General features: G+C 70.4%; 16 protein-coding genes. 6 read left to right on the top strand and 10 right to left on the bottom strand.

Annotation, left to right across the window (positions count from 1 at the left end; translation table 11 throughout):
- Nucleotides 1-66: 66 nt before the first annotated feature.
- Nucleotides 67-1,107 (bottom strand): trypsin-like serine peptidase, encoded by a 1,041-nt coding sequence (locus ACWEPL_RS42940; RefSeq protein ID WP_452439563.1) that lies wholly within the window; start codon nucleotides 1,105-1,107, stop codon nucleotides 67-69.
- A 329-nt stretch (nucleotides 1,108-1,436) separates the two neighbouring features.
- The gene (locus ACWEPL_RS42935) at nucleotides 1,437-1,799 is read right to left on the bottom strand and encodes a nucleotide pyrophosphohydrolase (RefSeq protein WP_350729842.1); all 363 of its coding nucleotides are present in this window, start codon (nucleotides 1,797-1,799) and stop codon (nucleotides 1,437-1,439) included.
- 41 nt (nucleotides 1,800-1,840) lie between these two features.
- On the opposite strand from ACWEPL_RS42935, the gene ACWEPL_RS42930 reads away from it, so the two are divergent.
- The 4 genes from ACWEPL_RS42930 (at nucleotide 1,841) to ACWEPL_RS42915 (ending at nucleotide 5,526) form a co-directional block, all read left to right on the top strand.
- Nucleotides 1,841-2,287, top strand: a complete 447-nt coding sequence (locus ACWEPL_RS42930; protein WP_363962715.1) for a helix-turn-helix domain-containing protein — start codon at nucleotides 1,841-1,843, stop codon at nucleotides 2,285-2,287.
- A gap of 32 nt (nucleotides 2,288-2,319) precedes the next feature.
- The gene (locus tag ACWEPL_RS42925; protein WP_452439562.1) at nucleotides 2,320-3,123 is read left to right on the top strand and encodes an alpha/beta fold hydrolase; all 804 of its coding nucleotides are present in this window, start codon (nucleotides 2,320-2,322) and stop codon (nucleotides 3,121-3,123) included.
- A 48-nt stretch (nucleotides 3,124-3,171) separates the two neighbouring features.
- Complete coding sequence (locus ACWEPL_RS42920) at nucleotides 3,172-4,767, top strand: serine/threonine-protein kinase (RefSeq protein WP_452439561.1); 1,596 nt, start codon at nucleotides 3,172-3,174, stop codon at nucleotides 4,765-4,767.
- An 81-nt stretch (nucleotides 4,768-4,848) separates the two neighbouring features.
- Nucleotides 4,849-5,526 (top strand): helix-turn-helix domain-containing protein, encoded by a 678-nt coding sequence (locus ACWEPL_RS42915; protein WP_363962718.1) that lies wholly within the window; start codon nucleotides 4,849-4,851, stop codon nucleotides 5,524-5,526.
- Here the strand turns inward: ACWEPL_RS42915 and ACWEPL_RS42910 are convergent.
- Genes ACWEPL_RS42910 through ACWEPL_RS42895 form a run of 4 tightly spaced genes read right to left on the bottom strand, consistent with a single transcriptional unit; the run spans nucleotide 5,510 to nucleotide 7,588 of the window.
- Nucleotides 5,510-6,136 carry an alpha-ketoglutarate-dependent dioxygenase AlkB family protein gene (locus ACWEPL_RS42910; protein WP_452439565.1) on the bottom strand — a complete coding sequence of 209 codons (627 nt, stop codon included), beginning with the start codon at nucleotides 6,134-6,136 and terminating at the stop codon, nucleotides 5,510-5,512. The two genes, ACWEPL_RS42915 and ACWEPL_RS42910, sit on opposite strands and share 17 nt — an antisense overlap.
- Nucleotides 6,136-6,393, bottom strand: coding sequence for an Ada metal-binding domain-containing protein (locus ACWEPL_RS42905; RefSeq protein WP_452439560.1), 258 nt, complete (start codon nucleotides 6,391-6,393; stop codon nucleotides 6,136-6,138). Before ACWEPL_RS42905 ends, ACWEPL_RS42910 begins: the two co-directional genes overlap by 1 nt.
- Complete coding sequence (locus tag ACWEPL_RS42900) at nucleotides 6,390-7,103, bottom strand: 2OG-Fe(II) oxygenase (protein ID WP_363962719.1); 714 nt, start codon at nucleotides 7,101-7,103, stop codon at nucleotides 6,390-6,392. The genes ACWEPL_RS42905 and ACWEPL_RS42900 overlap by 4 nt, the downstream gene beginning before the upstream one ends.
- Nucleotides 7,100-7,588, bottom strand: a complete 489-nt coding sequence (locus tag ACWEPL_RS42895) for a methylated-DNA--[protein]-cysteine S-methyltransferase (RefSeq protein ID WP_452439559.1) — start codon at nucleotides 7,586-7,588, stop codon at nucleotides 7,100-7,102. The genes ACWEPL_RS42900 and ACWEPL_RS42895 overlap by 4 nt, the downstream gene beginning before the upstream one ends.
- A 201-nt stretch (nucleotides 7,589-7,789) precedes the next feature.
- On the opposite strand from ACWEPL_RS42895, the gene ACWEPL_RS42890 reads away from it, so the two are divergent.
- Nucleotides 7,790-8,593, top strand: a complete 804-nt coding sequence (locus ACWEPL_RS42890) for an alpha/beta hydrolase (protein WP_452439564.1) — start codon at nucleotides 7,790-7,792, stop codon at nucleotides 8,591-8,593.
- Here ACWEPL_RS42890 and ACWEPL_RS42885 read toward each other — a convergent pair.
- The 3 genes from ACWEPL_RS42885 to ACWEPL_RS42875 form a co-directional block, all read right to left on the bottom strand.
- Nucleotides 8,586-8,885, bottom strand: a complete 300-nt coding sequence (locus tag ACWEPL_RS42885) for a hypothetical protein (RefSeq protein ID WP_350729856.1) — start codon at nucleotides 8,883-8,885, stop codon at nucleotides 8,586-8,588. The two genes, ACWEPL_RS42890 and ACWEPL_RS42885, sit on opposite strands and share 8 nt — an antisense overlap.
- A gap of 411 nt (nucleotides 8,886-9,296) precedes the next feature.
- Complete coding sequence (gene thyX, locus ACWEPL_RS42880) at nucleotides 9,297-10,082, bottom strand: FAD-dependent thymidylate synthase (protein ID WP_350729858.1); 786 nt, start codon at nucleotides 10,080-10,082, stop codon at nucleotides 9,297-9,299.
- Between the two features lie 238 nt (nucleotides 10,083-10,320).
- Nucleotides 10,321-11,391, bottom strand: coding sequence for a helix-turn-helix domain-containing protein (locus ACWEPL_RS42875; protein ID WP_452439558.1), 1,071 nt, complete (start codon nucleotides 11,389-11,391; stop codon nucleotides 10,321-10,323).
- A gap of 136 nt (nucleotides 11,392-11,527) precedes the next feature.
- On the opposite strand from ACWEPL_RS42875, the gene ACWEPL_RS42870 reads away from it, so the two are divergent.
- Nucleotides 11,528-11,995 carry a nuclear transport factor 2 family protein gene (locus ACWEPL_RS42870; RefSeq protein ID WP_452439557.1) on the top strand — a complete coding sequence of 156 codons (468 nt, stop codon included), beginning with the start codon at nucleotides 11,528-11,530 and terminating at the stop codon, nucleotides 11,993-11,995.
- Between the two features lie 319 nt (nucleotides 11,996-12,314).
- Here ACWEPL_RS42870 and ACWEPL_RS42865 read toward each other — a convergent pair whose 3' ends face one another.
- A complete protein-coding gene (locus ACWEPL_RS42865; protein WP_452439556.1) occupies nucleotides 12,315-12,701 on the bottom strand; it encodes a CocE/NonD family hydrolase in 387 nt (128 codons plus the stop codon).
- Between the last annotated feature and the right edge of the window lie 186 nt (nucleotides 12,702-12,887).

Below are 12,887 nucleotides of genomic sequence, written 5' to 3'. Positions count from 1 at the left end.
GGCCTCGGGCCCTTCCCGGCGCCCGCGGCCCCTGTCCGGCCAGGCGACGCGGCCGCGGTAGCTGCTCTACGCGATCGAGCCGGTCCAGGCCGCTGCGGCGGCCTTGTAGATGACGTTCACCGCGCCGTCGAAGTACGGCGAGACGCCGGTGTCGTAGCGGCCGTCGCCATTGGTGTCGGCAACGCTGATCGTGATGCCGTTGAGGTAGCCGGCACGGTAGTCACTGCTGTACTGGTACAGCCAGGAAGAACCGAGGGAGCCTTCACCGGTGAACGGCGACTCGACGCCGAGGAACAGGTCGCCGGGGAGACCGGACAGCGTCATGGTGGAGATCGACCCGGTGGACCATTCCAGGTTCTCGCCCGTGTAGGGCCGCCGTCCGTCAGGGTTGGGTCCGGCGGGGTAGCCGAAGACGTCCATCATGGAGTCCGTCGGCTGGTTCCAGGCGAAGCCCTGCCCGCCGGTGTTGTCGACCAGCCTCCCGGTGTCGGTCAGCACGTCGGGGGAGGGCGAGACCACGCCGTTGTAGACGTTCACGAAAGCGAAGTCGCGGTCGTAGCTCTGGTACGTGGAGAAGTCGAAGTGGGCGAAGGCCTGCTTCCCGACGTACAGGCCCCACGGAGTGGTGCCGGCGGTGTAGCCGGGGACGAAAACCCACTTGCCGAGTGTGGTGTCGGAGCGCTCGATGTCGTACACGCAGTGACCGGCCGTGGCGACGAGGTTGCGGTACTGCGACTGCAGTGCGGTGCCCGTGCACCAGTGCGGCTGCCCGTCACCACCGATGAAGAACACCTTGCCCGTGCTCGTGGGCGTTTTGCCCTTCGGCTCCGCCGGGCCCGCCACCGGCGCGACCGAGCCGGGCTTGGTGTCCGGGGAGACGGGGATGGACACGCGTTCCCCCTGGACCTCGGTCTGTACGGCATAGGGGGTGGCGTTCTTCAGGTTGGCGGCTCCGTCGGCGAGCCAGAACCGCGCGATCTCCTGAGCGGCCGACACGGTGGCGAGAGGGGCCACCGTTATCTCGCCCTCGGCCTGCGCCGGGGTGGAGATGGCGGTGGATCCCAGCAGGCTCAGGCCGATGCCTAACGCGGTCAGTGTGCGTCTCATAGTTGATCTTTCCGTTCTTGTTGCAGATAAGGAGGATCTAAAAATCTCTCGATCCAAAACATCCGCATCACGCCACAAAGTGGCACATTCGGTCAAGAAGCACAGAAAGTGACGCGCTCAAGAATCGAACACAATGTCGAACGGGGTGTGGTCGGCTCTCGTGCTGCGAAGATCCACTCCAGGGCGGAGTTCCGGCCGATCCGGGTCGGCGGTCACGCGGAGTGAAAGGTCCAGGTCGCCGCGATGGCTCGTCATCGCGTCCTTGATCCGATTCCCAGCGAACTTACAGCAAAGGACGCAGTCTGTAAGGTCGTGAGTGCTGCCGGGTTTCAGCCGGAGTGCGAGGAGGGCGGGGCCTTCCTGGCCGAGCCGCGGTAGCGGTCGGCGTCGTAGCGGCGGTCGTTGTCGTCCAGCTTGGCCTGGGCCGCCTCCACCAGGTCCACGCCCAGCACGTCGGCCAGCCGGACCAGGTAGAGGGTGACGTCGCCCAGCTCGGTACGTATCCGGGCGAGCGCATCGGGATCGGGCTGCGCGGACTCGTCGGCCGTGAGCCACTGGAACTCCGCCACCAGCTCCCCGACCTCGCCCGCCAGCGCCATCGCCAGGTTCTTGGGGGTGTGGAACTGCTCCCAGTCCCTGGCCCTGGCGAACTCGCGCAGGCGTTCGGCAAGGCGTTCCAAGTCCGTCGTCACGTGGCACGACCCTACCCATCACCGCCGGTATGTTGCTGCTCGTGAATGGGGTCGAGCTGTTTCTGTTGGGCCGGACGCTGATGAAGATCGGCGAGGAGGCCATGCCGACCGAGGGCATCGGTGAGCACTCCACGAGCGTGCGCACGGTGCTGATCGTGGTGAGCGACCTGCGCGGGCATCCCGACACCACCGTGGGTGAGATCGCCGCCCGTACCGGGCTGCCGCAGAGCGCCGTGTCGGCGGCCATCGCGCGGCTGCGCTCCGTGGGCGCGGTGATCGCCGAGACGGATCCCGCGGATCGGCGGCGCACGATCATCCGTGAGGCGCCTGGGGTGTCCGAACGGGTGACGCAGGTCAGGGATACCCCGATCGACGCCGCGCTGGGGGTCGCGCTGGGCACGGAGGATCCGCGGCGCGTGGCGGAGACCGTGGCGGTCCTGGAGGAACTGGCCGCCAAACTGATCCCCGGAATAATGCATCGAACTTGATGCATCAGATTTGATGGATTATCTTTGGAGACATGAACGCAGACATCTTGCGCATCCCGGGCGTCGACCTCTACTACGAGGTGCGCGGCAGCGGCCCGCTCCTGCTGATCTCGCAGAGCGGCGAGGGCGACGCCGGTCGCACCGTTGACCTGGTCGATCGGCTGGTGGACGCGTACACGGTGATCACGTACGACCGGCGCGGGCTCAGCCGCAGCACGGTCCCCGGCACCGGCGTGAGCGTGCGCGAGCACGCCGACGACGTGCACCGGCTGCTGGCCCACCTCACCGACCAGCCCGTGATCATGCTGGGTCAGAGCCTGGGCGCCTCCATCGGGCTGCACCTGGCCGTCGGGCACCCCGAACAGCTCAGCCTGCTCATCGCGCACGAGCCCGTCTCGCCGTGGCTGCTGCCCGGGTCCGAACGGGCCGAACACGGCAAGGAGCTGGCCGAGCTCCAGTCGCTCTACCGCGCAGGCGGCCTGCCCGCGGCGATCGGCCAGGTGAAGCGGGTGCTCGGCATCACCGAGGACGCCGAGGCCGGCCTGACCCCGCAGCCCATCACGCCGCAACGGCAGGCGAACTTCGACTTCTTCATCCGCCACGACTTCACCGCCGTCGTCGAGGACGAGCTCGACCTGAGCGGGTGCCGTACCCGCATCCTGCCCGCGGCCGGGCACACCACCCCGCACCACGTCTTCGACCGCCGGTGCGCGGTCGAGCTGGCGGAGCTGCTGGGCACGGAGCTGGTGGAGTTCCCGGGCGGGCACAACGGCAACACCAGCCATCCCCGGGCATACGCGGCCCGGCTCCGCGAGGTCCTCCAGACCGCCGGCTGAATCACCTCGCTCCAGTGGGTGTCGCCCCGAACCTGTACGCTTCCGCGCGTGTCCGAATTATCGGTTTCTGGCTATGAGATCAAGGGTGTTCTCGGCCAGGGCGGCTTCGGCGTCGTCTACCTCGCCGTGCAGTCTGCCGTGGGTCGCGAGGTCGCGCTCAAGGTCGACAACCGGGTGCTGCTGTCCGACCGCGACCGGCGCCGGTTCATGCGCGAGGTCACGGCCGCCGGGGCCCTGTCCGGTCACCCGCACGTCGTGGCCGTCTATGACGCGGGGCTGCTGCCCGACGGGCGGCCGTACATGGTGCTTGAGCTGTGCCCCGGCGGGTCGCTGTCCGGACGGAGGCTCTCGCCGGTCGAGGCGCGTGACGTGGGCGTACGGATCGCCGACGCGCTGGCCGCCGCGCACGCGCAGGGGGTGCTGCACCGGGACGTGAAGCCGGGCAACATCCTGGTCAACCGGTACGGCCAGGTGGCGCTGTCCGACTTCGGGCTGGCCACCATGCCCGCGTCCGGGCCCGAGGCGTCGGTGACGCGCGAGTCCCTGACGCCGTCGTACGCGCCGCCCGAGGCGTTCGAGCTGGCCGAGCCGACCCCGGCCGGTGACGTGTACGCGCTGGCCGCCACCGTCTACGCGCTGCTGAACGGCCGCCCGCCGCGCTTCCCCGAGAGCGGCGTGCCGAACCTGGCAATGATCCTGGCCCTGCACCGCCTGCCCGTTCCGGACATTCCCGGCGTGCCACCCCAGCTGACCGCCGTGCTGCGCCAGGCGCTGGCCAGCGACCCGCGCGAGCGCACGCCCACCGCGGAGGCGTTCCGCGACGCTCTCGCCGTCGTCCCGCTCGGGCCCGCCCCGGCCCCCTCCGGGGGACGGCACGCCGCACCGCAGACCCCCTCCCAGCCGATGGGGCAGCACCTGAGCCGGCCGGGGCCGCCGCCGATGGGGCAGCACGCGAGTCACCCGGGGCCGCAGCCGATGATGGGTCCGCCGGTCACCGGCCCGCCGCCGGGCGGCCACGCGGACACCGTGCCACCCGCCCGGCGCGGTGCCTCGAGGGCGCTGGTCTCGATCGCCGCCGCTCTGGCCCTGGTGATCTCGATAGGCGTCGGTGTGGTCGTCTACACGTACGTCACCAGGGAGCCGGGCGGCAACCAGGCGTCGACTCCCAGCGCGTCGGCCTCCACGAGCGCCACGGAAGAGGCGAAGACCGTGTTCAAGGGGCTGAAGACGTACACGGAGAACTGCCCGGCGAGCAAGGTGCGCGGCGGTGAGGCGGCGTGCGTGCAGGAGTCGGAGTGCTGGGGCGGCCTGGTCATCATCTCGGGTGACACGAAGGCCAGGCGGGTCGGGTGCGAGGAGCTGCACTCGTGGGAGACGTTCGCGGTCGTCCCGATCCCGTCGGACGCCGACACGTACGTGCAGCAGGACCTCGCCAAGCACCCCACGATCAAGCGGATCTGCAGCCGGACGGTGCTCCTGGCCAGCAGGGTCGGCACGGCCAGGAACACCGGCGCGGCCGGCTGGATGGCGGACGTGATGCCGCCGTCGCAGGCGCAGTTCGAGACCGGCACGCGCTTCCTGCGCTGCATCGGCCGCCTGACCAGCCAGGAGCCGCGCCGGTCCTACTTCCACCGGGGAGCTTGACGGTGTCCATCGTTCTCGCCACGCCGCCCTGACCGTCATGGTGGCGCGGTCGGCGGTGGCCAGGACGGCTAGGCTGCCCGAATGGACTTGAAGGATCGGGTACGCGAGCTGCGCGCCGAGGGCCGCTCCCCGAAGGAGATCGCCAAGGCGCTGAAGGTGTCGCCGTCCGTCGTGGCGCCGCTGGTGCGGGCCATCGCCTCGGAGGCCCCCACCGCCGAGCCCGAGGTGGTCGGGTGCTGGGTCAACATCGGCTGGAGCGCGGGGCTCACCGTCGACCCGGCCCGCGGATGGGTGGACGAGGGTCCCGACTCGGGCCTGGGCGGCCTGGTGTGCGTGCTGGTCGCGCGGCGGCACACCTGGGACAGGATGACGGTGGCCGGCTACCTCGCCGACGTCTACTGCCTCGGGGCGAAGAACGCGATCGGCCCCGACGTGCTCGACGACCGCGACCTGCGACGCTTCCGCCAGTACTTCTTCGGCGAGTACGCGGGCTTCCAGGAGGCGCCGATCGAGCTGGCCCGGCACCTGGTGTTCGGGTCCGTCGACTACGCGCGAACGCTCGGGTTCGAGCCGACGGAGGACTTCGCTCCGGCGGCCGACGTGCTGGGCAAGTGGGAGGGGGACGCGGCGATCACGTTCGGCCGTGACGGCAGGCCCTTCTACGCACAGGGGCCGGACGACGACCCGGCGAAGGTGCTGCGGACGCTGCGGCGCACACTCTCCGACGAGGACTTCGACTACGTCACCGCAGGCCGGTGACGCGCATCGTGATGTTGAGGCGGCCGGAGGCCAGGCCAGTGGCGGGATCGCCGGTGCCCGGATGGACCTTCGGCACGCCGTGGTAGGCGAAGCGCGACGGCCCGCCGAACACGAACAGATCGCCTGAGGCGAGCTCGACGTCCGTGTACGGCCGGCCGCGCGTCTCGGTGTTGCCGAAGCGGAACAGGCACCGGTCGCCGATGCTCAGCGACACCACCGGGGCGTCGGACTTCTCGTCCTTGTCCTGGTGCATGCCCATCCTGGCCTGGCCGTCGTAGAAGTTGATCAGGGCGGTGTCGGGCTCGTACGTGTCGCCGGGGCGTCCGTAGGCGTCGGCCAGGGCGCGCCGCCCCAGCTCGCCGAGCCACGCGGGGAACTCGGCCACCTGCCGGCCGTTCACGTCGTGGGCGATGCGCGTGTACCGGTACGGCTGCCAGTGCCATCCCACGCACACCGTCCGGACCGACATCATGCCGCCCCGGGGCAGCACGGTGTGCCGGATCGGCACCGGCCCCATGGCCCATCCGCGGCACGCCTCGACCAGGTGGCGCTGCTCGTCCAGCGTCAGCCAGCCGGGCACGTGTACCGCGCCCGGCGCGATCTCCCGCATCACGCTGTCTCCCGGCCCTTCCATGCCTGGTACGCCTCCGGCAAGCACCTCGAACACGGCCGGTACCCGGCCGCCACCGCGTCACCGGCGTCCGCGAAGAAGACGCGATGCCGGATATATCCCCCACGAGCGATGGAGCGCAGCGCCGAGGGGCAGTCCAGCCGCCCGTACAGCCGGGCCCCTCGATGCCCGCCCAGCGTGCCGGACACCGGGCTCGCATACGGGCGGCCGTCGGCCCCCACCAGCGTGTACGTCATTTCGCGTCGTGAAAGACGAGCCCCAGCGTATGCCGCAGCCCCGACCGGACGGTGCTCACCCCGTGCCGCACGGGCGAGGCCGACCAGCCCCGCGAGGAGCGCACGGGCCGGTCGCGCGTGGTGAAGATCAGCCCGTGCCCCTGCGGCAACAGCGTCACCGTCCCCCGCGACTGGGCCCGCGGCCGCTGCTCCACCAGCAGGAACTCGCCGCCGGTGTAGTCCTCGCCCGGCCGGTCCAGCCCGATCACGACCTGCAGCGGGAACACCAGGTCGCCGTAGAGGTCGCGGTGCAGCGCGTTCCAGTCGTCCCGTCCGTACCGCAGCAGGATGGGCGTCGGCCTGGTCTGCCCCGCTCTGTGGCACATGTCCAGCCACTCGTCGAGGTCGTCCGGCCACGGCGCCGGCTGGCCCAGCCTTGCCGCCCAGTCGCGGGCGATCGGCAGCAGCCGCGGGTAGAACTCCGCCCGCAACTTCTCCACCAGCGGCGGGAACGGCCGGCTGAAGTAGCGGTACTGCCCGGCGCCGAACCGGTGCCGCTCCATGTCGATCGTGGACCGGAACAGCCCGATCTCGTCGTACAGGCCGGCGATCTCCTTGCACTCCTCGGGGGTGAGCACCGGCGGCGTCAGCGCGCACCCGTACGAGTTGACCTCTTCCGTCAGTTTCGCCCAGTCCATCTTGGTCTCCTCCGTCAGCTTCGCCGAGCTCATCCGACGACGCTCCAGAGCTGCGGCTGCAGGGCGCCTTCCAGCGTGAGCAGCTCGTGCTTGCGCTCGAGGCCGCCCGCGTACCCGGTCAGCGAGCCGTCCGCCCCGACGACGCGGTGGCAGGGGCGGACGACGAGCAGCGGGTTCGCGCCCACGGCCGCGCCGACCGCGCGGATCCGGTCACGTGGCGCGCCCACCCGCGCGGCGAGCGCGCCGTAGCTCGTCGTGGTCCCGTACGGCAGCTCATCCAGGGCCGCCCACACCTGCTCCTGGAACGGGGTGCCGCGGGTGGCGAGCAGCAGGTCGAACGCGACCCGCTCGCCCGCGAAGTACTCGGCGAACTGCCGCTCGACCTCCTCGAACGCGGCCGGCTCCCACCGCAGACCAGCCCTTCCGCCCACGTCGAACGACACGCGCGTCAGCGCGGAGCCGTCACCGACGAGCAGGATCGGGCCCAACGGGCTTTCGATGATGCTGTGGATGTCCATACCTTCTCCAACACCGCCAGGCCTTCAAAAGTCAGCGGTTTTCGGACATCACAGCCCCCTCCTCATCCCCTCTCGGCCCCGCACCTCGGCTTCCCCCGTCGCCACCGCCTCCCGCCTCCGGCCGTCCCCGCCACCCGCACGCCTCAAGCCGCGTCCCAGTCAGTGGACGATCACGCGATCATGGGCGTACGCTCGGTGACCATGGCCGAGTCGCGCGAGCACACCTTCACCGGCACCACGGGCCTCAACACGGTCCGCGTATGGCCTCATGGCCGGCCGCGCTACGTGGCCGTCCTGATCCACGGGTACGGCGAGCACATCGGCCGCTACGAGTACGTGGCGGATCGGCTCGTCCGCCACGGCGCCGCCGTCTACGGCCTCGACCACACGGGCCACGGCAAGTCGGCCGGCGACCGGGTGCACATCGCGGACTTCGAGGACGTGGTCACCGACGTCTACTCCGTCGAGGAGCAGGCCAGGGACGACCACCCCCGCGTCCCGGTCGTGGTGATCGGCCACTCGATGGGCGGCATGATCGCGGCCCGCTACGCCCAGCGCTACGGCGACGGCCTGGCGGCGCTCGTACTGTCAGGCCCGGTGATCGGCGAATGGGCGGTCGTCCCGACCCTCCTGGCCTACGAGGAGCCCCCGGACGTCCCGATCGACCCGGCGACCCTCTCCCGCGACCTCTCGGTGGGCGCCGCCTACGCCGCCGACCCCCTGGTGTGGCACGGCCCGTTCAAGCGCGCCACGCTGGAGGCGTTCGCCACGACGCTGGCCACGATCGCCAAGGGCGGCCGGCTCGGGCCCCTGCCCACGCTGTGGGTCCACGGGGCCGACGACGAGCTCGTCCCGCTGAACGGGAGCCGTCCGGGGGTCGAGGCGATCAAGGGTACGGACCTGACCGAACGGATCTACGAGGGCGCCAGGCACGAGGTCTTCAACGAGACCAACAAGGCCGAGGTCCTGGACGACGTGACGGCCTTCATCGACCGGGCTATTTGACCGGCAGCCATACGTACCCGGAGCCCCGCGTACGGGTGAGCTCGATCTTCCAGCAGCCCCGCTTCGGGAAGACGAACCCCGTACCCCACTCCTCGCCGGGTTTGTGCCAGCTCGACCCGCCATGCTCCTCGGGCCCCCAGGCGAGCTTGGCAGGCGTACCGTCGGGAAGCGTCGCCTTGACCCGCAGCGGCCCTTCACCCGTCATCCGCCACACGATCTTGATCTCTTCACCGCGCGCCAGCGGCGGACCCGCCACGAACAACAGCCCCCACAGCTCCGCATCCCGCCCCACCCCCCGCACCTCGGGAAACCCCCCGCCGAGAAGCACAGAGGTCCCGTTACACGCAGCCCTGGTAGCCGTCGGGCTCGGGCTTACCGAGCTCGGGCTTACGGCGCTCGGGCTTACGGCGCTCGGGCCTACGGAGCTCGGGCTTACGGTGCTTGGACTAACGGCGCTCGGGCTTATGGGACTCGGGCTTACGGCGCTCGGGCCTACCGCGCTGGGGCTTACGGGACCCGGGACGGCCGACCCAGCCACGGGCGCGGGCACCTCGGCCGAACACCCAGCCGCGACCACCAACAGCGTCACCATCATCAACCACTTCATGCAACCTGTACTCCGGGCGATACCGGGAGGTTCCGGCTAGCGACCCGGACTCGCTGGAAGCATGAGCGCCAACAGCCTGGAGCCTGACGCGACCGCTCAGACCTTGCGCCATCCTGGCACCCAGGCCCCGCCCTCCTCGACGACGTAGTCGCCGAACAGAGCGGGGGCTTCCTGGCGCATGAGCTCGCCGATGCGCTGGAACAGCAGGCGAATCTCCTCCTCCGCTCCGGCGGCGGTGCGGGCCTCGATCGTGTGCCGCAGCGTGCGCACGTTCGCGGTCCACACCAGCCCGGTCGCCACACCCTCCGGGGCGAACCGGCGCATGAACGACGTGCGGTGTTTCTTCTCCGAGAACGGCACGCCCTCCTCATCGAGCCCGAAGTGCTCGGCCATCCACAGCTGGAACTGCTCGAGCTGCTCCAGCACCGCCGTGGCCCGCTTCATCAGCTCGTCGTCTTCCCGTGCCCACTCCGGGAACCAGAACGGCAGCTCGTCCAGCCGGACGAAACGCAGCGACTCCTGCGAGACGGCCACACCCGGGCGGTGCCGCACCAGCTCGTGGGTCAGCACCCGGCTGACGTTGTGGAGCACGAAGCTGAAGCTGACGTGCTCGAGGACCGAGCCGTGTGCGCTGGCCAGGATGTTGCGCAGGTAATCGTCCTGGTTCTCCCTGATCCTGACCACGTTGGGATTGAGGCCGGGCTCGAAGGAGCGGTAGCAGAGCCGACCGGCGAACTCGGCGAGGTTCTGCGCGTCGAGGTCGCCGCGATCGAGCCGCTCCAGCCAGCTCTCGCCGCCGACCTCGGCCAGGTAGCGGGCCAGCTCGTCGTAGTCCAGCGACGGACGGGAGACGATGAAGACCTCGGGTTCGACACTGCGCATGGAGAGCCCCCGCTCGGATCGGCCGCTTTCGACGGCCCCAAGCCAACCAGCTCCTGCCACCCGGCGCGAGTCGACCGCCCCTGGACGCTCCTCGCTCGGCGAGAGTTCGACCGCCTCTGGACGCTCCTCGCGGGCATCCCACGCCCAAGGTCGGCAGGCGCCGTGGCTTGCAGCTTCGGCCTCCCCGATCTCGCGACCGTCTCGAGCCCGCCGGAGCGAACGCGGCGGGCTCCGGCTTCTATCGATGGGTCGCCGAGCCGTCCGCGGCCGCCTGCGCGAACGATCGTAAGGTGTGGACGGTGGCATCGGGGATGGGCAGCGCATCGAGATCGGCCCGAGCGAGGACGTCGGGTCGCGGAAACATCCTGGTGAGGCCGACTGGGGCCAGGCCGGGCACGACCGCGCCGAACCGACCGGCGAGGTCACCCAGGATCGCCCGTGCCCGTGCGGCGTCCGGCACCCCGGCACGCACGATGTCATGCACACCGACTTCGAACGGATCCCACGAACCGCACGTCCTCGCAGAGCCGTCGAGGGCGAAGATGCTCCGGGCCCGGTGGACGTGGTGGATGAGTCCGTTGAGCCGGGGGAGATGGGCGACGAGCAGGAGCTCGGTCGGGGATCGCTGGGTGATCTCGATCATGCCGGGGTCGTGATCGATCAGGATGGTGCGCCGATAAGAGGTGCACGAGACCGCTTCGACGGTCGGTGTCGCGCGTGCGGCCAGGTGGCGCAGGGCGGCCGCGAAATCGAATGACTTGTCGTGAGCGAGCCGGAGGGCCAGTCCGCCGTCGGCCTGGAGGCGGTCGGTGACCCGCCGTCGGGCCCGCAGCTCACGCGGGGCGCCGTGGAAGGTGCCCATGAGGACCCGGTTGAGCTGCCGAACGCTGCCGAAGCCCGCGGCGAAGGCGATGTCGGCTATCCGAAGGTCAGTGTCGTCGAGCAGCCGGCGGGCGAAGTGCGCGCGCCTGGAGCGGGCGAGCTGGTCGGGCGTGACCCCGGCATGCTGAAGAAACATGCGCCGCAGGTGACGTGGGGACACGCCGAGCCGACCGGCGAGACTGCTCTCCGTCGCGTCGTCCAGCACTCCGCCGGCGATGAGTTCGACCCCGCGGCACACCAGTTCGGGCATGTCCGCGACGGTGGCCGGTTCCTGCCGGTACGGGCGGCACCGGTGGCAGGCGCGGTACCCGGCCGCCTCCGCCGCGGCCGCGGACGGGTAGCGGGTGGTGTTCGCCGGGAGCGGGCGGCCCGGGCAGTCGTCCTGACAGTAGATACCGGTGGTCAGGACGGCGCCGACTGCGTTCACGTTTCCAGGATGGCATCCACCGGCTCACCGGATCGGACGGATCCGGACAGGCTGCCAGTCCTGGCCGAATGTGACCAGACCTGCTGATCAGGGCCCCGCGAGAATTCGGGCTCACCCATCTCCTTAAGGACATTCCATGAGCGCAGCATCGAACAAGCAACTCATCATCGACGCCTGGCGGGTCTTCGCCACGCGTGATGCCGACCGCGTCCGCGACGTCTTCGCCCCTGACGCGGAGTGGCTCGCCCCTGCCGACAACGCGACCTCCCGCGCCATCGATGGAACCCACCATCTCATCGGCCGGGACCGCATCGTGCGCTTCCTGACCGAGGAATTCGCCAGGGTCTTCGTCGACAACGTGTCCATCGAGTTCGCCGGCTTCTACGCCGACGGGGACACCGTGGTCGTCGAGATGCGACTGCAGGCCACCCTTGCCCACGGCGGCCACTACGACAACGAATACTGCTTCATCTTCGAACTGGAGTCCGGCCTGGTCAAGCGGGTCCGCGAGTACATGGACACACAACGCGGCGCGGCATGGTTCCGCTCACCCACGACGTCGGACCGGCAGGATCAACCCGAAGCGACCACCACCCATCACTAGCCCGAAAGCCCCGGCTGGGACGGCGATCATAACCCCGGCCTGGGGCGCGATGGCCGCAACCTCAGGCCGGGATGCGCTGGCCGCAACCCCCAGGCCGGGGCGCGACGGCGGCAACCCCAGACTGGGGGCGACGGCGGAATCTCCAGGCCGGCGCGCGACGGGCGGCAACCCCAGGCTGGGGGCGATGGCGGAACCTCCAGGCCGGGGCGCGACGGGCGGCAACCCCAGGCTGGGGCGATGGTCGTAACCCCAGGTTGGGCGATGGCCGCAACCCCAGGCCGAGGGCTGGCAGCTATAACCTCCAGGCTGAGGGCGACGGCTATAACCTCAGGCACATCGCCTCCAGCTGCGGATCGAAGTACGGCCCGACCGCCCACCGCGTGCGTGTATCCAGGTAACTGGCCCCCGCCGTCGCCAGCCGCCCGTCGCACCCCGCCCGTCGCACCACGCCTGCTCGCGGCAACCAGGCACCCGCGGACGGCCCGTCCTCCCTCTCCTGCTGGAAGGCCGCGAACCGGCCACCGCATCCGAACGCGCCGCGTACGTTCTGCACGATGACCCGCATACCGCGCCTGCCCGGCACGCGAGCGGTGCCCTTGGCGTCGAGCTCGTGCTTGCCGTACGGAGTCCGTACGAGCACCACACGCAGCGCCCCCGCACCGCGCAGTCGATAGCGGCCGGCGAACAGCACCACGCCATCGGGCATCGGAACGCTCAGCCGTGGGTGACCTCGATGTCGGGCGTCGTGGCCTCGGGCAATCCGAGGAAACGGTCGAGCAGTCCGCTGATCAGGCCCAAGGCAGAAACTCCCCTCCGGCTGCGGTCAACCCGACATTCGGCGAGTCGGTGACAGATCTCCCCCGCGGCTCCCGGCTCCGGCTCCCGGCTCCCG

It is taken from the genome of Nonomuraea sp. NPDC004186 (genome assembly GCF_053603495.1).
Note: the sequence above shows the minus strand (reverse complement) of the source record. Positions and strands in the feature narration are given on the sequence as shown.